23 protein-coding genes and 1 riboswitch are annotated in these 21,355 nt (G+C 72.3%); of the genes, 5 read left to right on the top strand and 18 right to left on the bottom strand.

Annotated elements, in window-relative coordinates; all coding sequences use genetic code 11:
• Window positions 1-143: 143 nt before the first annotated feature.
• The 3 genes from ACFWVC_RS01630 to ACFWVC_RS01640 form a co-directional block, all read right to left on the bottom strand.
• The gene (locus tag ACFWVC_RS01630; RefSeq protein WP_384273816.1) at window positions 144-1,001 is read right to left on the bottom strand and encodes a fumarylacetoacetate hydrolase family protein; all 858 of its coding nucleotides are present in this window, start codon (window positions 999-1,001) and stop codon (window positions 144-146) included.
• Window positions 1,002-1,035: 34 nt separating this feature from the next.
• A complete protein-coding gene (locus tag ACFWVC_RS01635) occupies window positions 1,036-1,275 on the bottom strand; it encodes a hypothetical protein (protein ID WP_384273819.1) in 240 nt (79 codons plus the stop codon).
• A gap of 135 nt (window positions 1,276-1,410) precedes the next feature.
• Entirely contained in the window at window positions 1,411-2,718 is a 1,308-nt protein-coding gene (locus ACFWVC_RS01640) for a DUF445 domain-containing protein (protein WP_384273821.1), read from the bottom strand.
• A 177-nt stretch (window positions 2,719-2,895) separates the two neighbouring features.
• On the opposite strand from ACFWVC_RS01640, the gene ACFWVC_RS01645 reads away from it, so the two are divergent.
• Window positions 2,896-4,212: an SGNH/GDSL hydrolase family protein gene (locus tag ACFWVC_RS01645; RefSeq protein WP_384273824.1), complete on the top strand. Its 1,317-nt coding sequence runs from the start codon at window positions 2,896-2,898 to the stop codon at window positions 4,210-4,212.
• A gap of 42 nt (window positions 4,213-4,254) precedes the next feature.
• The gene (locus tag ACFWVC_RS01650; RefSeq protein ID WP_384273826.1) at window positions 4,255-5,367 is read left to right on the top strand and encodes an aminotransferase class V-fold PLP-dependent enzyme; all 1,113 of its coding nucleotides are present in this window, start codon (window positions 4,255-4,257) and stop codon (window positions 5,365-5,367) included.
• A gap of 27 nt (window positions 5,368-5,394) precedes the next feature.
• Here ACFWVC_RS01650 and ACFWVC_RS01655 read toward each other — a convergent pair whose 3' ends face one another.
• The 3 genes from ACFWVC_RS01655 to ACFWVC_RS01665 are packed head-to-tail and all read right to left on the bottom strand — an operon-like array spanning window position 5,395 to window position 7,967.
• Entirely contained in the window at window positions 5,395-6,363 is a 969-nt protein-coding gene (locus tag ACFWVC_RS01655) for an ATP-binding cassette domain-containing protein (RefSeq protein WP_384273829.1), read from the bottom strand.
• Window positions 6,364-6,370: 7 nt separating this feature from the next.
• Window positions 6,371-7,135, bottom strand: coding sequence for an ABC transporter permease (locus ACFWVC_RS01660; protein ID WP_384274947.1), 765 nt, complete (start codon window positions 7,133-7,135; stop codon window positions 6,371-6,373).
• 31 nt (window positions 7,136-7,166) lie between these two features.
• The gene (locus ACFWVC_RS01665; protein ID WP_384273832.1) at window positions 7,167-7,967 is read right to left on the bottom strand and encodes an ABC transporter permease; all 801 of its coding nucleotides are present in this window, start codon (window positions 7,965-7,967) and stop codon (window positions 7,167-7,169) included.
• Between the two features lie 291 nt (window positions 7,968-8,258).
• On the opposite strand from ACFWVC_RS01665, the gene ACFWVC_RS01670 reads away from it, so the two are divergent.
• On the top strand, window positions 8,259-10,499 hold the full coding sequence (locus tag ACFWVC_RS01670) for a transglycosylase domain-containing protein (RefSeq protein ID WP_384273834.1): 2,241 nt from the start codon (window positions 8,259-8,261) through the stop codon (window positions 10,497-10,499).
• A gap of 25 nt (window positions 10,500-10,524) precedes the next feature.
• On the opposite strand, the gene ACFWVC_RS01675 is transcribed toward ACFWVC_RS01670, so the two are convergent.
• The 3 genes from ACFWVC_RS01675 to ACFWVC_RS01685 form a co-directional block, all read right to left on the bottom strand.
• The gene (locus tag ACFWVC_RS01675) at window positions 10,525-10,845 is read right to left on the bottom strand and encodes a DMT family transporter (RefSeq protein ID WP_384273837.1); all 321 of its coding nucleotides are present in this window, start codon (window positions 10,843-10,845) and stop codon (window positions 10,525-10,527) included.
• Between the two features lie 34 nt (window positions 10,846-10,879).
• A riboswitch (guanidine-III (ykkC-III) riboswitch) is annotated at window positions 10,880-10,943 on the bottom strand.
• Between the two features lie 3 nt (window positions 10,944-10,946).
• Window positions 10,947-11,285, bottom strand: coding sequence for a co-chaperone GroES (locus ACFWVC_RS01680; RefSeq protein ID WP_319664422.1), 339 nt, complete (start codon window positions 11,283-11,285; stop codon window positions 10,947-10,949).
• 10 nt (window positions 11,286-11,295) lie between these two features.
• On the bottom strand, window positions 11,296-11,619 hold the full coding sequence (locus ACFWVC_RS01685) for a DUF3618 domain-containing protein (RefSeq protein WP_384273840.1): 324 nt from the start codon (window positions 11,617-11,619) through the stop codon (window positions 11,296-11,298).
• 99 nt (window positions 11,620-11,718) lie between these two features.
• On the opposite strand from ACFWVC_RS01685, the gene bcp reads away from it, so the two are divergent.
• Complete coding sequence (gene bcp, locus ACFWVC_RS01690; RefSeq protein ID WP_384273843.1) at window positions 11,719-12,186, top strand: thioredoxin-dependent thiol peroxidase; 468 nt, start codon at window positions 11,719-11,721, stop codon at window positions 12,184-12,186.
• A gap of 31 nt (window positions 12,187-12,217) precedes the next feature.
• Here bcp and ACFWVC_RS01695 read toward each other — a convergent pair whose 3' ends face one another.
• The 3 genes from ACFWVC_RS01695 to ACFWVC_RS01705 form a co-directional block, all read right to left on the bottom strand.
• Window positions 12,218-12,871 carry a class F sortase gene (locus ACFWVC_RS01695; RefSeq protein WP_384273846.1) on the bottom strand — a complete coding sequence of 218 codons (654 nt, stop codon included), beginning with the start codon at window positions 12,869-12,871 and terminating at the stop codon, window positions 12,218-12,220.
• 5 nt (window positions 12,872-12,876) lie between these two features.
• Window positions 12,877-13,809 (bottom strand): hypothetical protein, encoded by a 933-nt coding sequence (locus ACFWVC_RS01700; RefSeq protein WP_384273849.1) that lies wholly within the window; start codon window positions 13,807-13,809, stop codon window positions 12,877-12,879.
• A 207-nt stretch (window positions 13,810-14,016) separates the two neighbouring features.
• Window positions 14,017-14,517, bottom strand: coding sequence for a VOC family protein (locus ACFWVC_RS01705; protein WP_384273852.1), 501 nt, complete (start codon window positions 14,515-14,517; stop codon window positions 14,017-14,019).
• 310 nt (window positions 14,518-14,827) lie between these two features.
• Here ACFWVC_RS01705 and ACFWVC_RS01710 point away from each other — a divergent pair, with 310 nt between their 5' ends.
• Window positions 14,828-15,607 (top strand): HAD-IIA family hydrolase, encoded by a 780-nt coding sequence (locus ACFWVC_RS01710; RefSeq protein WP_384273856.1) that lies wholly within the window; start codon window positions 14,828-14,830, stop codon window positions 15,605-15,607.
• Window positions 15,608-15,723: 116 nt separating this feature from the next.
• Here ACFWVC_RS01710 and ACFWVC_RS01715 read toward each other — a convergent pair whose 3' ends face one another.
• From ACFWVC_RS01715 to ACFWVC_RS01740, 6 genes are read right to left on the bottom strand one after another with little or no spacing between them, the layout of a single operon-like run.
• Window positions 15,724-16,824 carry a 2-aminoethylphosphonate ABC transporter substrate-binding protein gene (locus ACFWVC_RS01715; protein ID WP_384273859.1) on the bottom strand — a complete coding sequence of 367 codons (1,101 nt, stop codon included), beginning with the start codon at window positions 16,822-16,824 and terminating at the stop codon, window positions 15,724-15,726.
• A gap of 23 nt (window positions 16,825-16,847) precedes the next feature.
• Entirely contained in the window at window positions 16,848-17,639 is a 792-nt protein-coding gene (locus tag ACFWVC_RS01720; RefSeq protein ID WP_384273861.1) for an ABC transporter permease subunit, read from the bottom strand.
• Window positions 17,626-18,492 (bottom strand): 2-aminoethylphosphonate ABC transporter permease subunit, encoded by an 867-nt coding sequence (locus ACFWVC_RS01725; RefSeq protein WP_384273864.1) that lies wholly within the window; start codon window positions 18,490-18,492, stop codon window positions 17,626-17,628. Before ACFWVC_RS01725 ends, ACFWVC_RS01720 begins: the two co-directional genes overlap by 14 nt.
• Complete coding sequence (locus ACFWVC_RS01730) at window positions 18,485-19,546, bottom strand: ABC transporter ATP-binding protein (protein ID WP_384273867.1); 1,062 nt, start codon at window positions 19,544-19,546, stop codon at window positions 18,485-18,487. Before ACFWVC_RS01730 ends, ACFWVC_RS01725 begins: the two co-directional genes overlap by 8 nt.
• A 1-nt stretch (window position 19,547) precedes the next feature.
• Window positions 19,548-20,228: a phosphonatase-like hydrolase gene (locus ACFWVC_RS01735; protein WP_384273871.1), complete on the bottom strand. Its 681-nt coding sequence runs from the start codon at window positions 20,226-20,228 to the stop codon at window positions 19,548-19,550.
• Window positions 20,229-20,233: 5 nt separating this feature from the next.
• Complete coding sequence (locus tag ACFWVC_RS01740) at window positions 20,234-21,355, bottom strand: TIGR03364 family FAD-dependent oxidoreductase (protein ID WP_384273875.1); 1,122 nt, start codon at window positions 21,353-21,355, stop codon at window positions 20,234-20,236.

A 21,355-nucleotide genomic window follows, 5' to 3' on the forward strand; every position in this document is an offset into this window, starting at 1 on the left:
CCCCAAAACCCCCCTTGTCTTTTGTTTTTCCAATTTCCCACTTAAAAACCCCCCGTTGCGTCGGCGGTTCCCGGCGCCGGGAATACCCGCGGGGGGGCCGGCCCCCGGGGGCCCGGGCCGCCCCTGGGGGAGGGCCGGGAGGCCTATGCGTCCTTGAGGACCTGGCGTTGGCGGCCGAGGCCCTCGATCTCGAGCTCGACGACGTCGCCGGCCCGGAGGTACGGCTTGGGCTCGGGGCGGCCGAGGGCGACGCCGGCCGGGGTGCCGGTGTTGATGACGTCGCCGGGGTAGAGGGTCATGAACTGGCTGAGGTAGCGGACGACTTCGGCGACCGGGAAGATCTGGTCGGCGGTGGTGCCGTCCTGCTGGAGGGCGCCGTTGACCCACAGGCGCAGGCCGAGGGCCTGGGGGTCGGGGACCTCGTCGGGGGTGACGAGCCAGGGGCCGAGGGGGTTGAAGGTCTCGCAGTTCTTGCCCTTGTCCCATTGGCCGCCGCGTTCGATCTGGAAGGCCCGTTCGGACACGTCGTGGGCGACGGCGTAGCCGGCGACGGCGGCGAGGGCTTCCTCGGGGGAGGCGGCGTAGCGCAGTTCGCGGCCGATGACGACGGCGAGTTCGACCTCCCAGTCGGTCTTGAGGCTGCCGCGGGGGACGAGGACGGTGTCCTCGGGGCCGACGACGGTGTCGGGGGCCTTCATGAAGAGGATCGGCTCGGTGGGGATGGCGGCGCCGGTCTCGGTGGCGTGGTCGTGGTAGTTGAGGCCGATGCAGACGATCTTGCCGATGCTGGCGAGCGGGGGGCCGGTGCGCAGGTCGTCGGCGTCGAGGAGGGGCAGGGTGCCGGCTGCGGCGGCCTCGCGGATGCGGTCGAGGGCGGCGGGGTCGGCGAGCAGGGTGCCGTCGATGTCGGGGGTGAGGGCGGACAGGTCGCGCAGGACGCCGTCCTGGTCGAGAAGGGCCGGGCGTTCGGCTCCGGCGGGGCCGACTCGCAGCAGCTTCACGAGACTCTCCGGTGGGTCGAGGGAATGCGGATGGTCATTTCCGATGGGGACGGTCATCGGAGGTCTTGGCTGATCCTCCAGCGGAGGGGGTGTCGCTCGCAACCCCCTTCCCAGGGTGCGGACGGTGCAGCCAGGCGCGCTCGGCGGTGGTGGCGGCCGCGGCGAGTGCGGGGGTGAGCCCGGTGTGGGTGAGGAGCAGGCCGGCGGGGAGGGTGAGGGCGACGAGGGCCGTGACGGTGTGCGCCCGCAGGGCCGTGGCCAGGGTGCGGGTCACCGGGTCCTCCTTCCGGTGTTGCTTCCGGTCTGCCTTCCGGTCCGCCGGGTGGGTCTCGTGAGGTGATGACGTTCGTGGGGGCGGCGGAGTTCCGCCGACCGTACGGGGGATTCCTCCGATGTCTGGCCGTGCGTGCTACCCGGCGAGGAGCCGCGACACCGTGTAGATGGCCAGGCCCGCCAGGGCGCCGACGACCGTGCCGTTGATCCGGATGAACTGCAGGTCCCGGCCGACGTTGGCCTCGATCTTGCGGGTGGTCTGCTCGGGGTCCCAGCCGGCGATGGTGTCGGTGATCAGCGCGGTGATCTCGTCGCGGTAGGTGGTGACGACGTAGGTGGCGGCGTCCTCCAGCCAGCCGTCGATCTTGGCGGTGAGCCGCGGGTCCTCGGTCATCCGGGCGCCCAGTGACAGCAGCGAGGCGCGGGCGCGCAGCCGCAGTTCGCTGTGCTCGTCCTCGGCCGCGGCGACGATCATGCCGCGTACCGAGCCCCACGCGGACTCGATGAGGTCCTGCACCTCGTGGCGCTCGATGAGGTCCTTCTTGAGCCGTTCCACCCGCCTGCGTGTGTCGGGGTCGGACTGGAGCTCGGTGGCGAAGTCGGCGAGGAAGGTGTCGAGGGCGCCGCGCGCGGGATGCTCGGGCATGTCGCGCATCTCGGCGGTGAACCGCACCAGTTCCTTGTAGACCCGCTCGCCGACCTTGCGGTCCACGAAGCGCGGGGTCCAGCCGGGCGCGCCGCCCTGGACGGCGTTCATCACCGAGTCGCCGTGCTCGGTCAGCCAGTCGTAGGCCCGTACGCAGACCAGGTCGACCATGCGCCGGTGGCCGCCGTCGGCGACGATCCGTTCCAGCATCTTCCCTATGCCGGGGCCGATCTCCTGCGCGTCCGCGCGGCGGGTGATGGCCTCGCCGACCACGGCCTGGACGTCGGAGTCGCGCAGTACCGTCAGGGCGCCGCGCAGGGCCGCGGCGCCTTGTTCGGTGACGCGGTCGGCGTGTTCGGGGTCCTCCAGCCAGGTGCCGAGGCGGTGGGCGATGCCGACCTTGCGCAGCCGGGTGCGTACGACGGTCTCGGACAGGAAGTTGTCGCCGACGAAGTCGCCGAGCGTGCGGCCGAGGGCGTCCTTCTTGGTGGGGATGATGGCGGTGTGCGGGATGGGCAGGCCGAGCGGCCTGCGGAAGAGCGCTGTCACCGCGAACCAGTCGGCGAGCGCGCCGACCATGCCCGCCTCGGCGGCCGCCGCGACGTAGCCGCTCCAGACGCCCGCGCCCGCCGACTCCGCCCATTTCGCGAGGCCGTACACCAGCGTGGCGACCAGCAGCAGCCCGGTGGCGATCACTTTCATGCGGCGGACGCCGCGCCGCCTGTCCTCGTCGGCGGGGCTGTACGAGAACGCCGGAGTGGCGCTCTCACCCGTTCCGGTCACCGGAGTCCTCTCCATCCGTCGCACCCGTCTCCCTTCCGCGTATCGCGCACGCCACACTCACCAGTTGGAACGAACAACGGGTTCCCGGCGTCCGACAGAGCAGACGGACAGGTCCGGCCTTCTCCATGGGATCATGAGTGCGGGCGGATCGCGCCGGTTTCCGACACCCCCCAGCCCAGGAGTGAGCACCGCATGGCCAGATCGACCGGTTATGCCCTGCTCGCCGGACTCACCGCCCTGGTGGCGGTCGTCTCGGCGGCGATCTTCGTCGTCATCGGCCGTGCGGATGTCACGGCCCGCGCGGGGCATCCGTCCCTGGCGGCCGGGAGCGCCCGCACCGCCGCGCCGGCGGCCGCGGGTTCCTGGGTCGGCACGTGGTCCACCTCTCCCGTCGGCGGTGAGCCCAACACACCGGACGGATACCCCGGATGGTCGATCCGCAACGTGGTGCACACCAGCGTCGGCGGCACGTCGGTGCGGGTGCACCTGTCGAACGCCTTCGGCACCACGCCACTGGTGATCGGGCGCGCCACCGTCGCCCGCGCGGCAGGGGCCGGTGGTGCGGCGGCCGTCGAGGACACCATGCGGGCGCTGACCTTCGCCGAGCGGGAGTCGGTGACGATCCCGGCGGGCGGAGGGGTCGTCAGCGACCCGGTGCAACTGGCCCTGCCGCAGCAGTCCGATCTGCTGGTCACGACCTACGCGGCGCTGTCCTCCGGCCCGGTGACCTATCACGCGCGCGCCCGGCAGATCTCGTTCATGGCGCGGGGCGAGCGCACCGCGGAGACCTCGGGCCGGTCGTACACGACGCCGAGCCCGTATTGGCGGTACGTCAGCGCGGTGGACGTCTTCACCGCGCAGGCGGCCGGTTCGGTGGTGTTCCTGGGCGACTCGATCACCGACGGCGTCACCTCCACCGTCGGCGCGAACCACCGCTGGCCCGACTACCTGGCGGACCGTCTGCTGGCCTCGGGCGACCGGCGGCTGCGCCTGGGCGTTCTCAACCAGGGCATCAGCGGCAACCGGGTGCTGCGCGACGACGGCGCCGGAGCCAATCCCAGCGCTCTGGACCGGCTGGACCGCGACGCGCTGTCCCAGACCGGGGCGCGCGCGATGATCGTGGAACTGGGTATCAACGACATCCTGCGGCCGCCGCAGGAGACCAGTGCGGACGCGGTGGTCTCCGGGCTGCGGCAGATCGTGGCGCGGGGCCACGCCCGCGGGATGCGGGTGATCGGCGGGACGCTGCTGCCCTTCGAGGGCCATGTGGGTTTCAGCCCGGCCACCGAGGCCGTTCGGCAGCAGGTCAACGCGGCGATCCGGGCGGGCACGGTGTACGACGCGGTGATCGACTTCGACAAGGCGCTGCGTGACCCGTACCGTCCGACGAGGATGCGATACGGCTACGACTCCGGTGACCATCTGCACCCCGGCGACGCGGGTTTCCGCCGGATGGCCGAGGCCGTCCGTCCGGCCCTGCTGCTGGGTTCCGCCGCCGCGAAGGTGTGACGGCGACCGGGGCGGGCTCGACGAGGATTTCGAAGGACGGCGATGACGGATCACGCGGGCGGACTGCCCGGCTACGCCGAGCGCTTCACCGCGCCGGAGGGCTACCTGGACTTCGCCCGTTACGGGCCGCCCTCGCGTGATGTCCTGGAGGCGACGGCGACCGCGCTGGCCACGTCGGCCGAAGCCGACCACACCACCGTCGATGAGCTGATGCGCGCCGAGCCGCGGGCCCGCGCCGCGGCCGGCCGGCTGGCGGGCACGGATGCCGCGCACGTGGCGCTGCTGCCCAATGCCTCCACGGGGCTGTTCCACGCGGCCTTCGGCCTGGCCGCGGGCGCGGTCCTGGTGCCGGCCGCGGACTTCCCGGCCAACCACTACCCGTGGCGGCGCACCGCGGCCCTGGGCCGGGCGGTGCCGCGCTGGCTGGATGCCGCGCCCACCCCGGACGCGGTGCGGGCGGCGCTGACCGACGAGGTGGTCGCGGTCTCGATCAGCGCCGTGGACTTCCGTACCGGTTACCGCGCCGACCTGGCCGCGCTCCGCGAGGTGATCGGCGACCGGCTGCTGATCGTCGACGCCATGCAGGCCTTCGGTGTCGTGGAGATGCCCTGGCAGGCCGCGGACGTCGTGGTCGCCGGCGGTCAGAAGTGGCTGCGGGCCAGCTGGGCGACCGGATTCGCCGCGCTGTCGGACCGGGCCCTGGAGCGGCTGGAGCCGACGCTGTCGGGCTGGACGGGGGTGCGGGACGTCGCCGTCTTCGACGACGCCGAGCATCCGCCGGCCCCTGACGCGCTGCGCTGGAGCATCACCAATCTGAGCCCGGTGACGGCGGCCGCCTTCGCGGTGGCGCTGGAGCTGGTGGAGTCGAGCGGCATGGCCGCGATCGAGGCGCACGTGGCGCGGCGGGTGGACGAGCTGATCGAGGTGGTGGGCGCGGCGGGCGGTGAGCTGCTGTCGCCGGTCGCGCCGGGGGAGCGGGCGGGCATCGTGTCGTTCGCGGTGCCCGGCACCGATCCCGCGCGGATCGCCAAGGCGCTGCACGAGCACGGCGTGACCCCTTCGGTGCGCGCGGACTCGGTGCGGCTGTCGGCGCACGCCTCCACGACGTCGGGCGCGGTCGAGCGGGTGCGGGCGGCGCTGGATTCGCTGCGCTGAGCCGGGCCGCCGGGCGCGCCGGCGGTGTCACACGGGCGCGCCGCCGGCGGCGTACATGCGGGCGATGACGTCCTCGATGACGGGTTCGCGCACCGACAGGTCGACGACGCCGTGCCGGGCGGCGAGCTCCGCCACCAGGGGTGCCGCGCTCGCGGAGGCGGGGAAGGCGATCCACTGGCGGGGCCCGTCGACGCGTGCGCAGCGGGCGCCGGGGAGCTCCACGGGCGGCAGTTCGTGTTCGAAGTCGACGACGAGGGTGCGTTCGCTCTCGCCGATCGCGTGCAGTCCGGCGAGTCCGCCGTCGTACATCAGGCGCCCGTGGTCGATGACCATGACGCGGCGGCACAGCTGCTCGATGTCGGTGAGGTCGTGCGTGGTGAGCAGGACGGTGGTGCCCTGTTCGGTGTTGACGCCGCGCAGGAACTGCCGGACCTTGGCCTTGCTGACGACGTCGAGGCCGATGGTGGGCTCGTCGAGGTAGAGGACTTCGGGGTCGTGCAGCAGGGCGGCCGCGATGTCGCCGCGCATGCGCTGGCCGAGGGAGAGCTGCCGCACGGGGACGTCCAGCAGCGGGGCGAGGTCGAGCAGTTCGACGCAGCGGTCGAGGTTGCGGCGGTAGCGCGGCGCGTCGATGCGGTACATGCGGCGCACCAGTTCGTAGGAGTCCTGCAGTGGCAGGTCCCACCACAAGGTGGTGCGCTGGCCGAAGACGACGCCGATGCGCCGGGCCAGGCGGGCGCGTTCGCGGGAGGGGTCGATGCCCGCGACGCGCAGCCGGCCGGCGCTGGGGGTGAGGATGCCGGTGAGCATCTTGATGGTGGTGGACTTCCCGGCGCCGTTGGGGCCGATGTAGCCGATCATCTCGCCGGCGGGGACGCTGAAGGTGAGGCCGTCGACGGCGCGCACCTGGTGTCGTTCGCGGCGCATCAGCCCGGTCTTGCGGCGGACGTCGAAGACCTTTTCGACGTGGTCGAGTTCGATGACGGCGGTGGTCATGGCGGTGTCAGCTCCCGGTGCTCCGGTACGAACGCAGGGCGGTCCGCCACAGCGCGCCGGCGAGCGCGCAGCTCGCGGCGGCGACCAGTGGCGGGGCGAAGTCGGCCCAGCCCGGCAGGCCGAGGGGGTCGTCCCGGCCGAGGATGCGCAGGGCGGGCAGCCAGTTGACGAAGGCGAGGGGCACGACGAAGGTGATGCCGCGCACGAGGTCCTTGGCGAAGATCGAGGGCGGGTACTGGAGCACGGTGTTGCCGCCGTAGGTGAAGGCGTTCTGCACCTCGGAGGCGTCGCCGGCCCAGAACTGGAAGGCGGCGCCCGCGATGAAGATCGCCGCGAAGATGGCGGCGCCGCTGAGCACACTGAGCGGCAGCAGGGCGATTTTCAGCGGGGTCCATGCCACGTCGAGGCGGCCGAGTGCCCAGCCGAGCACGAGCAGTCCCTGTGCGACGCGGCCGACGCGGCGCAGCGCGAACCGGTCGGCGGCGACCTGTGCCAGGACGGGCACGGGCCGTACCAGCAGGGTGTCGAGCGTGCCGTCGCGGATGCGGCGGCCGAGCCGTTCCATGCTGCCCATGGCGAGGTCGGCGAGGCCGAGGGAGGTGCCGGTGGTGCCGTAGAGCAGGGCCACTTCGGGAAGGGTGTAGCCGCCGAGGCGGTCGATCTGGGAGAACATCAGCAGGATGACGACGAAGTCCAGCGCGGTCGCGGCGAAGTTGCCGAGCGCCGTCATCGCGAAGGACGCCCGGTAGGCCATGGTCGAACGGATCCACATCCCGACGATCAGCCCGTAACCGCGCAGTGCCTCAGCCACCTTGGACCACCAGCTTTCTGGTCGCCGCGGACTGCAGGAGCCGGCCGGCGCCGAGCAGTGCCGCCGCCCATCCCGCCTGGAAGGCCAGGCCGCCGGCGAGCCCCGCGCCGGTGCTGCGGCCGAGCAGGATGTCGGCGGGGACCTGGAGCAGTGAGGAGAAGGGCAGTGCGCGGGCGACCGCGCCCAGGCCCGGGGGGAAGGCGTTGAGCGGCAGCAGTGAGCCGGAGAAGAACAGCGTGGCGAGTGTGACGACGGTGACCACGCCGGTGCCGTCCAGCAGCCAGAAGGCGCTGAGGACCACGAGGTAGCGCAGCGCGAAGCTGACGATCACTCCGAGGAGCACCGACAGCAGGAAGAACGCCCAGGTGGTGGGCGAGGCGGGCAGCGCGAGGTCGAAGGCGAGGGCACCGCAGGCCATCGGCGCGACGCCGCGGGCGAGGAGCTGGTAGGCGGCCCGGCCGAGGTCGGCGGCGAGCCACCAGCCCTGCAGGTCGGCCGGGCGGTACAGGTCCACGGCGACGTCGCCGGTGCGGATGCGTTCGATGAGCTCGTCCTGGAAGCCGCCGCCCAGCAGCGCGCATGTGGCGATCAGGGCCTGGCCGATCCAGACGTACGTCAACGCCATGGACTGGTCGTACCCCCCGAGGTGGGGCCGTTCGTCCCAGAGGGCGATGTAGGTGTAGGCGATGACGAAGCCGAAGACGGTGTTGGTGAAGACCCCGGCCACGGTCGCCATCCGGTAGGTCGCGTGCCGGCGGAAGCCGCTCGCCGCCACGGCGGTGTACAGGCGCATCCTGGTACCGGCTCTCCTCTCGTGCCCGCTCTCCCGTTCCCGGGCGCGCCGCCCGAAGCGGGCGCAAGCGCACGACGCTACCGGCCGCCGTCACGCGCTGCCACGGCATTTTCACCCCGTGGTGAGGTCCGCGACGTGCCCCAGTGCTGTCACAGGGCTGTCACGGATGCGCGCCATTGAGTCGTTTTGTCCCGAAGGTGCGCGTGTGTCCGTCGGGTCGTACGGCACGATTGACCCAAGATGTTCCGCCGCGGCACAACCCTCGGCGGCCGCGGAGGAGTCAGTACAGACATGAGCAGCAGCAACGCTTCCCCCGGCGGCGGGGGAACCGCGCCGTCCGGATCGAAGCCGAAGCGCACCGGCGTCCGCAGACTGATCCCGAGCTGGAAGACGGTGATCGGTACCTTCCTGCTGGTCGTGCTGGCCTGCGCCGGCGCCTTCATCGTCGGGTACCAGCTGGTGGAGATCCCCAAGGCCAACGCGGGCGCGGTCGCCCAGAGCAACGTCTACCTGTACTCCGACGGCAGTCAGCTGGCGCGCGACGGCCAGGTCAACCGGGAGAACGTCGACCTGAGCCAGATCGCCAAGACCGCCCAGTACGCCACGCTCGCCGCCGAGGACCGCAACTTCTACAACGAATCCGCGGTCAGCCCCAAGGCGATGATCCGCGCCGCCTGGAACACCGTCACCGGCAAGGGAAAGCAGTCCGGTTCGACCATCACCCAGCAGTACGTGAAGAACTACTACCTGAACCAGGACCAGACCGCGGTCCGCAAGGCCAAGGAGTTCTTCATCGCGATCAAGCTCGACCGCGAGAAGAGCAAGAGCGAGATCCTCGAGGGCTACCTCAACACCAGCTACTACGGCCGCAACGCCTACGGCATCCAGGCCGCCGCACAGGCGTACTTCGGCAAGGACGCCGACCAACTCGACACCGCCGAGGGCGCGTACCTCGCCACGCTGCTCAACGCCCCCAGCGAGTACGACGTGATCGCCCACCCGGAGAACGCGCCCCAGGCGGAGGCCCGCTGGAACTACGTGCTGGACGGCATGGTCAAGGAGGGGTGGCTGAGCGCGGCCGAGCGCGCGTCGCTGAAGTTCCCGACCCCGCTGAAGGCCAAGCCCGCCACCAGCCTGTCCGGCCAGCGCGGCTACCTGGTCGAGGCGGTCAAGGACTACCTGGCCGTCAACCACATCCTCGACGAGGAGACGCTGCGCTCCGGCGGCTACCGCATCACCACGAGCATCGACCGCAAGAAGGAGGACGCCTTCGTCAAGGCGGCCGAGAACCAGCTCCTGGACCGGCTCGACCCCAAGGCCCACAAGACCGACCAGTACGTGCGGGCCGGCGGCGCCTCCATCGACCCGGCGACCGGGAAGGTCGTCGCCATGTACGGCGGCATCGACTACACCAAGCAGTTCGTCAACAACGCGACCCGCCGCGACTACCAGGTCGGCTCCACCTTCAAGCCGTTCATCTTCGCCTCCGCCGTCCAGAACGACTCCACCACGCAGAGCGGCCGGCGCATCACGCCGTACACGGTCTACGACGGCACCAACAAGCGCGAGGTCGTCGGCCACAACGGCCCCACCGGCTACGCCCCGGCCAACGAGGACGACGTCTCCTACGGGCCGATCACGGCCAGCCGCGCCATGGACAAGTCCGTCAACGCCGTCTACGCCCAGATGGCGCAGGACGTCGGCGCGGACGACGTCAACAGCACGGTGCGCGCGCTCGGCGTCCCGGAGCAGGTCAAGCTGGTCAGCACCCCGGCGATGGCGCTCGGCACCATGGGGGCCAGCCCGCTGGACATGGCCCAGGCCTACGCGACCCTCGCCAACCACGGCCGCTACATCCCCTACACCATGGTGGTGAAGGTCACCAAGAACGGCGAGGACCTGAGGCTGCCCGAGCGGACGCCCAGGCAGGCGATCGCCCGCGAGGCGGCCGACACCACGACCTCGATCCTGCGCTCGGTGGTGCAGGGCGGCACCGCCACCGCCGCCCAGGCGTCCGGCCGCCCCGCGGCGGGCAAGACCGGCACCGCGGAGGAGGACAAGGCCGCCTGGTTCGCCGGGTACACCCCGAACCTGGCCACCGTGGTCGCCGTGATGGGGCAGGACTCGCAGACCGGCGCCCAGAAGCAGCTGTACGGCGCCGCGGGCCTGGACCGGGTCAACGGCGGTGGCTTCCCGACGCAGATCTGGGCGGAGTACACCGCGGGCGCGCTGAAGGGCACGCCGGTGCGGGGCTTCGACCTGCGGCTGGAGCCGGGTGCCTCCGCCCCGCCGGCCACCTCGGCCCCGCCGAGCAGCTCCGCGCCGCCGACGTCCTCCGAGCCCCCGCCGGCCTCGTCCGAGCCGCCGCCGCCGACGTCCTCCGAGCCCCCGCCGGCCTCGTCCGAGCCTCCTCCGGCGTCCTCCGAGCCGCCGCCCACGAGTTCCCCGCCCCCGACCGACGGGGCCGGCGGCCAGGGCGGCGAGCTGCCGATCGGCGGCCCGGAGGGCGACGGCGGGGGCGGCTTCCAGTAGCGCCCGCGCGGGGCGGCGGGCGGCCTCAGTGACCGGAGGTCGCCTTCAGCCCGACGACGGCCACCAGCAGCAGGCAGATGAAGAAGATCCGGGCGGCGGTCGCCGGCTCACCGAGCACCACCATGCCGAGCATCGCCGCCCCGGCCGCGCCGATCCCGACCCACACGCCGTAGGCGGTGCCGATCGGCAGCGTCCTCGTCGCGTACGACAGCAGGAGCATGCTGGCGACGATCCCGAGCCCGGTGCCCAGACTCGGCCACAGCCGGGTGAAGCCGTCGGTGTACTTCATGCCGACCGACCAGCCGACCTCGAGCAGGCCGGCCACACACAACAGGACCCATGCCATGACGGGCACCTCCATGATCATTGAAGACTCAGGTGGTGCGTCGTCTTTGCATGGGCCCTGGTACGGCGCGTCTCGTCAGGGACGAAAGCGACGATAGCAAATCAAAGGTAGAGACCGGTGGAATCCTCCGAGCCCTGCAGCCGCTCGGCGGCCACCGCGTGCAGGTCCCGCTCCCGCATCAGCACATAGGCCGTGCCGCGGACCTCGACCTCGGCCCGGTCGTCCGGGTCGAACAGCACCCGGTCCCCGACCTCCACGGTGCGCACGTTCTGGCCGACCGCGACCACCTCGGCCCAGGCCAGCCGCTTCCCGACCGCCGCCGTGGCGGGGATCAGGATGCCGCCGCCGGAGCGGCGCTCGCCCTCGGGCGTGTCGGAACGGACCAGCACACGGTCGTGCAGCATGCGGATCGGAAGCTTGTCATGCGATGGCGAACTCACAGGTACGACGTTACCGGCGCCGTCTGCGCAGCGAGAGCCCGGCCACCACTGTGACCAGTGCCACCGCCGCGACCGCGACCGGCACGATGCGCTCCACCCGCGGTGCGCCGTCCTCCGTCACGAAGTGCCCGCGGATCTCCGTCACGCCCCGGTTGACCGCCACGTACGCCCTTCCGGCGGTGCGGTCCACGGCCGACGCGACCTTCGCCTTCGTGTCCGCGGCGATCGTCTTCGGGTGCACGCGTACGGCGATCTCGTCCAGGGTGGCGGCCAGCTCCCGCCGCTTCAGTGCGATGTCCGCCTCGATCTGAGCAGGGCTCCTGCCATCCGACACCGCGCAGCCTCCATCGTCGTCTCGACCGGTACCGTGCAGACAGTCTGTCAGTCCGCCCGTGCCGGCGCTTGTCGGCACCCCGAACCGGAGAACTGCACCATGAGCGAGCGCCTCCAGCCCGGCGACACAGCCCCCGCCTTCACCCTGTCCGACGCGGACGGGAACGAGGTCTCCCTCGCCGGTCACGCCGGCCGCAAGGTCATCGTGTACTTCTACCCCGCCGCGCTCACCCCGGGATGCACCAAGCAGGCCTGCGACTTCACCGACAACCTCGACCTGCTCGCGGGCGCGGGCTACGACGTCATCGGCGTCTCGCCCGACAAGCCCGAGAAGCTCGCGAAGTTCCGTGAGAAGGAGTCGCTGAAGGTCACCTTGGCGGCCGACCCCGACAAGTCGGTCCTGACCGCGTACGGCGCCTTCGGCGAGAAGAAGCTGTACGGCAAGGTGGTGACCGGGGTGATCCGCTCCACGGTGGTCGTGGACGAGCAGGGCAAGGTCGAGCACGCCTGGTACAACGTCAAGGCCACCGGGCACGTGGCCAAACTCATCCGCGACCTGGGCGTCTGACGTCCTGTCGGGCCGGTGCGGCGCCACCGGCTCAGGCCCGGGTGTGCGAGCCGGTCAGCGCCGCGTAGACCACGACGTTGGCCGAGTAGCTCTGGGTGGTGTGGTCGAAGGTGCCGCCGCAGGTGATCAGCCGTAGTTCGGGGCGGACGCCCGACCCGTACACCCGGTCGGGGCGGAAGCCCTCCTTCGGGACGATCTCCACGCCCTCGACGGTGAACTCCGCGACCGAGCCGTCCGAGCGGTTGATCTCCACGAGGGTGCCGGGCGTCACCGTGCTGAGGTTGTAGAACACCGCGGCCCGGGTGCGGGTGTCCACATGGCCGACGATCAGCGCCGCGCCCGCGTCGCCGGGCGCCGGGCCCGCGCCGAACCAGCCCGCCACCTCGGGGGAGCTGAACGGCGGCGGGTCGACGGCCCCGTCGGCGGTGAGCCCGCGCGTGACGAGCGGGGCGTCGATGCCGGCCGAGGGGATCTCGATGCTCAGCGGCCGGGCATGGCCGAGCGGGGTGTGCGCGGCGTAGACCGGGGTGGGGCGTCCGTCCGCGCCGGCCCCCTCGGCCGCGGACGTGGCGGTGACCCCCGGGGCGCCCATGGCGTCCCCGGGGGCCGGGTGGACGTAGCCCTTGAGCCACGCCGCGAAGAGCACGACCGCGGCCGTGGCGGCCGCGACGGTCCGTCCCTGCACCGCGGTCAGTCCCGGGCGCGGCGCCGGTGCATCACCAGGCCCGCCGCCCCCGCCACGGCCAGCACGCCCGCCACAACGGCGCCCGGTACCCCGGCCGGCTGCGCGGCGGGTGCCGCGTGCCGTGCCACGCCGGCCATCGCTCCGCCGCCCGCGGGCACCGGAGCGGACGGGAAGCCGCCGTCCCCGTCCCCGGCCTCGTCGCCGACCTGGACCTCGCCTTCGTGGGACTGGCCGTTGCACTCGATGGAGACCTTGTAGGAGCCGGACGCGAGGCCGGAGCGCACCACGGCGGAGGCGTACATGCCGCCGTCGGAGGCGGGGGCGAGGCTCACGGGGGTGACGAAGGCGGAGGAGCTGACGGTGCCGGAGCGGGCCCGGTCGCAGTCCTGGGTGCGTACGTCGACGTCGCCGCCCGGGCCGACCGAACCCGGGTTGACGGTCACGCCGCCACCGCCACCGCCCCCACCGCCGCCGCCTCCGCCGCCTCCGCCGCCACCGCCCCCACCGCGGCCGCCTCCGCCGCCCTCATCGCCGCCGCGGCCCTCGCCGCCGTTGTCGCGCCCGCCGTCGCCCCGGTCCCCGTTGTCGCGCCCGCCGTTGTCCCGGCCGCCGTCCTCGCGATCCCCGTTGTCACGTCCGCTGTCGTCGCGTCCACCGTTGTCCCGGCCGCTGTCGTCCCGGTCCCCGTTGTCGCGTCCGCCGTTGTCCCGGCCGCCGTTGTCCCGGCCACCGTCCTGCTTGCCGAACTCCTGGCGGTCGCCGCTCTGGTCTCCGCCGCCACCGCCCCCGCCGCCGGCGCGCTCCCACAGCCGGCTGGTGGCGTCCCCGCTCCCGGCGGGGCCGTCGTCGGCCACGGCGACGGGTCCGCAGATCGCGATCACCGTCACCGCCGCGGCGGCGCACAGGGGCACGCGGGCGGCGTCCATGACAGAGCCCATGACGAAAACCTCCACTCACCCGGGCTCACGTCGTCGGAATCGGTCGGCCCTGGTACTCCGAAGGTCTCGTTTCCGGCGGGCCGCCGCATGCGGGGTTGCTCCGGTTGGGTCAGACGAGGTCCACCGGATCGGTGGAAGTCGGCGGACCGCGTCAGGCCGGTGGCCGGCGAGCGAAGGGCAGGGGCAGGGTGTCCGGCCTTCCTGTGGTCAGAGCACCCGGTGGCCGTACATCTCGCCGAGCGGGTCGGCGATGAGCTCCAGCCGGGCTCCGTCCGGATCCTTGAAGTAGACCGAGACCTCGCTGTGGACGACGTGGTCGATGCCGTTCTGCTTCAGCTTGTCGACCAAGTGCTGCCAGCGTTCGGGGTCGACCGAGATGGCGACGTGATGAAGTCCTCCGAGTACCTCGGCGTACGGGCCGAGATCCAGCCCGGGGAAGTCGAAGAACGCCAGCAGGTTGCCGTTGCCGATGTCGAAGAAGAAGTGGGAGGAGCCGGGGTAGTCCCGGTTCTCGATGAGCTCGGTGAGCGGGAACTCCAGGATGTCCTGGTAGAACCGCACGGTGCTGAGCACATCGCTGCTCAGCAGGGCGGTGTGGTGCAGGCCGCGCGCGGAGGAGGCCGGGCGCCGGTCCGCGGGACTCAGATACTCCGCACGGATCCGGTTCCGCTCCGTCTCGAGCGCGGCAAGGTCGTTGGTGGTCGTCATGGTGTGACTCCTTGGCTCGGCTGGTGGCAGTGAGGTGCTTGCCGCCGGCACCGGACGGCTGTCGCCGTACGACAGGGCGGTGGACCGGCAACCCGGAGCGACGCCCGTTATTTGTTGAATGATAAACCACTTCGCCGCGATGTGGGGCCGCGGGCGCCGCGATGAGAACAGTGCGTTCCCGAGCGTGAAGGCGTGCGCGGCCTCGGCCGGCACCTGCCGGCCGGGATCTCCACCCCACCCGGTGCGGTCCGATCGCGATCGTTACCCTTGGGCCGTACCGCAAGCCCCTTGCCCGCAGGAGAGTCCGACCATGGCAGAGCGCAAGTCCATCGAGTCCTGGCTCACCGACATGGACGGCGTGCTGATCCACGAGGGGGTCGCGATCCCGGGCGCGGACGCCTTCATCAAGCGGCTGAGGGAGTCCGGGAAGCCCTTCCTGGTGCTGACGAACAACTCCATCTACACCCAGCGCGACCTGCACGCCCGGCTGGCGCGGATAGGGCTGGACGTGCCGGTGGAGAACATCTGGACGTCGGCGCTGGCCACCGCGAAGTTCCTCGCCGACCAGCGTCCCGGCGGCACCGCGTACGTCATCGGCGAGGCGGGCCTGACGACGGCCCTGCACGACATCGGGTACGTCCTGACCGATACGGACCCGGACTTCGTGATCCTCGGTGAGACGCGGACGTACTCCTTCGAGGCCATGACGAAGGCGGTGCGGCTCATCAACGCGGGTTCCCGCTTCATCGCCACGAACCCGGACGAGACAGGGCCGTCGCCCGAGGGCGCACTGCCGGCCACTGGGGCGGTCGCGGCGCTGATCACCAAGGCGACGGGTGTGCAGCCCTACTTCGTGGGCAAGCCGAACCCGCTGATGATGCGGGCCGGGCTGAACGCGATCGGGGCCCACTCCGAGACCAGCGCGATGATCGGCGACCGAATGGACACCGACATCGTGTCCGGCACGGAGGCCGGCATGGAAACGGTGCTGGTGCTCACCGGTCTGACCCATGCGAGCGACGTGGAGCGATACCCCTACCGGCCGACCCGGGTCGTGAACTCCATCGCGGATCTCGTCGACGAGATCTGACCCCGTACCCCGCGCGCCCCGTCGGCGGTGGTGACCCTGCCGCGGGCAGCCGAACGCCCCTGACGGCGCAGGGGCGTTCGGGTCGCGAGGGAGTGGTGGCGTGGGCGGCGCCGGGATCAGCTGCCGGTCGCGTCCTGCCAGGCCTTGACGTAAGAGTCGAGGTTGGCGTCGATGTCGGCCCAGTCGGGCTCGAAGACCTCGACGCCCTGGAGGATTCCGGACAGCGCCTTGGCGTTGGCGTCGTCGGCCTTCACGTCCGTGCGCGCGGAGAAGCCGCCGCCGATGGAGCTGACCTGCTGCTGGGCCTCCTCGCCGAGCATGAAGTCCAGCAGCTTCTTGCCGTTCTCGGAGTGTGGGCCGCCCTTGATCAGGCCGCCGGCGTACGGCAGCGCGAAGGTGGTGGGCTTGCCGCCCTCGGCGGCGGGGAACCAGATACCGAGGTTCGGCATCGACTTGGCCTGCGCGAAGTTCATCTGGACGTCGCCGTTGGCGACCAGGATCTCGCCCTTGTCGACCTTCGGCGCCAGCTTGCCGGTGGAGGAGGACGGGCCGACGTTGTTGGCCTGGAGCTTCTTCAGGTACTCCATGGCCTGGTCCTTGCCGCCGAAGTCGTGCATCGCCTTGATGACGACCGCGGTGCCGTCGCCGGCGACGCCCGGGGTGGAGTACTGGAGCTTGTTCTTGTACTTCGCGTCCAGCAGCTCGTCCCAGGTGGTGGGGGCGGTCTTCAGCTGCTGCTTGTTGTAGACGAAGCCGAAGTAGTTGTTGACGACCGAGGTCCAGGTGCCGTCGGTGGACTTGTCGGCGGCGGCGACCTTGTCGGCGCCCTGCGGGGCGTACTTCTCCAGCAGGCCCTTGGCGTCGGCCTGCTGGATGAACGGCGGCAGGGTCACCAGCACGTCGGCCTGGGTGTTGGACTTCTCGCGGACGGCGCGCTGCACGACCTCGCCGGAACCGCCCTCGACGTAGCGGACCTTGATGCCGGTCTGCTTCTCGAAGTCCTTGAAGATCCGGTCGTACCAGCCGTCGCCGTTCTCGCCCTTGAGGCCGTCGGCGCTGTAGACGGTGACCTCCTTGGCGTCGGAGGCGGAGGAGTCGCCGCCGCAGGCGGTGAGGGCGCCGCCGAGCACGAGGGAGGAGGCGAGGACGGCGATCGGGGCGCGCAGGGCGCGACGGGGGACGCGGGGGACGCGGGAGGCGCGGGACAGGGGGGACATGGCGGGACTGATCTCCTTGAGGGTCATCGGTAGGAGGCCTTGGTGCGGATGCGGGAGAGCGCGAGCAGGACGAGGAGCGTCGTGCCCATGAGGACCACGGCGAGCGCGGAGCCGGTGAACGGCGAGCCGCGGTCGGTGGCGCTGAAGACGAGGACCGGCAGGGGCAGCCAGTCCGGCGGGTAGAGCATCATCGTGGCGCTCAACTCGCCCATGGACAGGGCGAAGCAGAGCCCGGCGGCCGCCCCCAGGGAGGGCAGCAGCAGGGGCAGGCGGACCCGCCACAGCACGTACCAGGGGCGCGCGCCGAGGCTGGCCGCCGCCTGTTCGTAGGCGGGGTCGAGGCGGCCGAGCGCGGCCGTCACGGACTGGTAGGCGAAGGCCGTCACCAGGACGGTGTGGGCCAGGATCACGATCCACCGGGTGCCGTTGAGCAGCACCGGCGGCTTGCTGAAGGCGACCAGCAGCGCGAGGCCCGCGACCACCGACGGCACCGCGACCGGCAGCATGAACAGCAGGTCCATCACGCGCCGGGCCCGGCGGCCCAGCGCGTGCGCGGACAGCGCCGCCCAGGTGCCCGCGGCCAGCGCCAGCGCGCTCGCGGCGGCCGCGGTGAGCAGGCTGGTCGTCAGGGCCTGCAGGGACTCGCCGCGCACGGCGGCGTCGTAGTGGTCCAGGGTCGGGCCGGACGGCAGGGCGCCGCTCCAGTGGCCCGCGAAGGACGCGGCCACCAGCACCAGCAGCGCGAACAGCGGCAGGAAGAGCAGGGCGAACAGCGCCCACACGGCCCAGCGGCCGCCGCGGCTATGCACCAGCACGTCGGCTCACCGCCCGGTAGATGCCGTACAGCGCCAGTGAGACGGCGACGTTGACGGCGGCGACGACACAGGCCGCGGGGTAGTCGGACTCCAGGATCGCCTTGGTGTAGACGAGCATCGGCAGTGTGGTGACGCCCTTGGCGCCGGTGAAGAGCACGATGCCGAACTCGTTGAGGCACATGACCAGCACCAGGCTCCCGCCGGCCGCCAGCGCCGGCAGCGCTTCGGGGAGGATCACCTGCCGCACGATGCGCGGGGCGCGGGCGCCCAGCGACGAGGCGGCCTCGATCTGCGCGGGGTCCAGCTGCCCGAAGGCGGCCAGAAGGGGGCGCATCACGAAGGGCGTGAAGTACGTGACCTCGGCGAGGATCACGCCCCACGGCGTGGTCAGGAAGGCGAACGGCCCCTCGGCGGCGCCGGTGGCGTCCGTCCACAGCCCGTTGGCCATGCCCGCGGACCCGTACACGAAGACCAGCGCCAGCGTGATCAGGAAGGACGGGAAGGAGAGGAAGACGTCCACGAAGCGGGCGACCGCGCGGGCGCCGGGGAACGGCACGAAGGCGATCACCAGGGCGAGGACGAAGCCCAGCACCAGGCAGCCCGCCGTGGAGGCGGCCGCGATCCACACGGTGTTGCCCAGCGCCCGCCGGAAGACCTCGGACCCGAAGACGTCCTCGTACACGGCGAAGGAGTGCCCGCCGGTGTCGGGGGACACCGACTGCCACACCAGCAGCACCAGCGGGTAGAGGAAGGCCGCCGCGAGCAGCGCGACCGGCACGCCCGCCCACAGCAGGCGGGCCGTCGCGGGGCGCATCCCGGCCGCCCCGGCGGCTGTTTCTGCCGTCTCAGCCATCGCGGTCACCGCCCCCGGTGCCCGCGGGCAGCAGGACGGCGTCGCCGGGCGCGAAGTGCAGGGTCACCGCGTCGCCGGGGGCGGGCGGGTCGCGCAGTTCGCTGACGTCGGCCATCAGCCGGTGGCCGGCGGTCTCCACCAGCAGACGGTGGGTGGCGCCGCGCCACTGGATACCGGTGACGGTGCCGGGCAGCGGGTTGGGTCCGTCGCCCAGGCCGACCGCGTGCGGGCGCACGCACAGCGTGGCCTCGGCGCCGGGGGCCGCGTCGCCGGTCGGGGCGCGCAGGTCGTGGCCGGCGAAGCGGACTCCGCCGTCCTCGCCGACGGTGACCGGCAGCAGGTTGGCGTTGCCGACGAAGGACGCGGTGAACTCGGTGCGCGGACGCCGGTAGAGCTCCTGCGGGGTGCCGACGTCCTGCAACCGGGCCCGGTCCATCACCGCGATGCGGTCGGCCAGGGTCAGGGCCTCGATCTGGTCGTGGGTGACGTACAGCATCGAGACGTCGGGCAGTTCGCGGTGCAGGCGCGCGAGTTCGGCCAGCATCCCCGAGCGCAGCTTCGCGTCGAGCGCGGAGAGCGGCTCGTCGAGCAGCAGCACCCGGGGGCGTACGGCCAGGGCGCGGGCGATGGCGACGCGCTGCTGCTGGCCGCCGGACAGCTCGCGCGGGTAGCGGCGCGCGAACTCGCCCATGCCGGTGAGCTCCAGGGCCTGCGCGACCCGCTCGGCGGTCTCGGCGCGCGGCACACCTTGCGCCCGCAGCCCGAAGCCGACGTTCTTGTCGACCCGCAGGTGCGGGAAGAGGGCGTAGCTCTGCACGACCATGCCGATGCCGCGCTTGTACGGCGGCAGCTTCGTCACGTCGCGGCCGTCGATCCACACCCGGCCGCGGGCCGGGCTGACGAATCCGGCGACGGCGCGCAGCGCGGTGGTCTTGCCCGAGCCCGAGGGGCCGAGCAGGGCCATCACCTCGCCGGGTTCGACGGTGAGGTCGAAGGAATCCAGGACGGTGGTGCGGCCGTAGGCCACCGTCACATCCTCGAACCGTATGCCCATCTCAGAACTCCGCCAGCAGGGCGGGCAGTCCGGCGACCGAGGGCAGGACGTGGGTGGCGCCCGCGGCGCGCAGCGCCTTCTCGTCGTGGGCGCCGGTCAGTACGCCCGCGACCACGGGGGCGCCGGCGCGGACGCCGGAGAGCATGTCGTACGCGGTGTCGCCGGCCACCGCGATCTGCTGGACGGAGTCGGCGGCGCGGGTGCGCAGCAGCGCGGTGAGCACCATGTCCGGGTAGGGACGGCCGCGGCCACCGGCCTCGGCCGGGCTCAGGGTGAGGTCGGCGATGTCCTGCCAGCCCAGGGCGGCCAGGATCGCATCCTGGGTGGTCCGCGAGAAGCCGGTGGTCAGCACCACGGTGCGGCCCTGCTCGCGCAGCGCGGCGATGGCCTCGGCGGCGCCGGGCAGCGGCGCGCAGGCGCCGGAGTCGACGAGTTCGGCGTAGGCGGACTCGAACTCGGTGTTGGCGCGCTGCGCCTGCTCCTCGGTGCCGAACAGGGCGCGGAAGACGGAGATCTTGGACTCGCCCATGGTGCGGCGCACGTAGTCCAGGTCGGGCTCGACGCCCAGGCGTTCGGCGGCCCGGACGAAGGCCCGCTCGACCAGGCCGTCGTCGGCGACGGTGGTGCCGGCCATGTCGAGCACGACGAGCGTGGGGGAAGCGCTGGGGTGAGTGTCTGTCATCTTCGTTACCAGCCGATCTCGTTGGCGGTGTCCTCGCCGATGGCGGGGGAGCAGGTCATGCCGCGGCCACCGGGTCCGGTGACCAGCCACACGCCGTCGGCGACGCGCTGCCGGTGCACCACCAGGGACGGGTCGGTGCACTGCGCGTACACCCCGGCCCAGCGGCGGCGCACGCGCGGCAGGGGGCGGCCGAGCAGCGCCTCGGCGGTGGCGGTGAGGTGGTCGTACGGGGCCTCGGTGACGTCGAAGGCGAAGGGCTCGTCGTACTCGTGGGTGTCGCCGATGGTCAGTCCGCCGTCGAGGCGCTGCACCATGAGCAGTTGCATGCGGTGCTCGGCGGCGACCGGCGCCTGCGGCTGCCCGGCGCGCAGGGCGTCGAGCGCGGTGCCGGCGTAGGCGGGGTAGTAGCGGAAGCTGTCGGCGTCGGCGACCGAGGTGGTCAGCGGCTCGTCCAGCGGGTCCGTCTGCGCCATCTGCAGGCGGACGCGGCGCACCGGCAGGGCGGGCCCCGCCAGTTCGCGGACCAGCCCGGTCAGGTGGGCGCCGGTGGCGAGGACGACGGTGTCACCGCGGTGGGTCTCGCCGTGGTCGTCGCGGACGGTGCCGGTGGCGACGTCGCGGACCTCGCGGCCGGGCAGGAACGTGTAGCGGCCGGTGGCGGCCAGGTGCGCGCGCAGCGCGGGCAGCGCGACCCGGGACTCGACGGCGGCGTCCCGCTCGCACAGCAGGGCGCCGGTGAACTCGCCGCGCAGCGCCGGGTTGCGGAGCCGGACCTCGGCGGCGTCGAGCCACTTCAGCCCGCGCGCGGCGGCCTCGGGGGAGGCGAGGACCTGATCGGCGACGGCGCGTTCGGCCTCGGTGCACACCACGGTCAGCGAGCTGTTGGCGCGGAAGCCGACGCCGGGCACGCGGCTGCCGATGCGCTGCCACAACTCGCGGGCGCGCTGCGCCGTCTCCAGCTCGGCGCCGGAGGCCCGGCCGCCGACCCAGACCAGGCCGAAGTTGCGGACGGAGGCGCCGCGGGCCTCGGTCTCCCGTTCCAGGTGGACGACCTCGTGTCCGCGGTCGACGGCGTGCCAGGCGTGGAGGGTGCCGAGTGCTCCGGCGCCCACGATCAGGACTCTCAT

This window comes from Streptomyces sp. NPDC058691 (assembly GCF_042714775.1).
Taxonomy (GTDB): Bacteria; Actinomycetota; Actinomycetes; order Streptomycetales; family Streptomycetaceae; genus Actinacidiphila.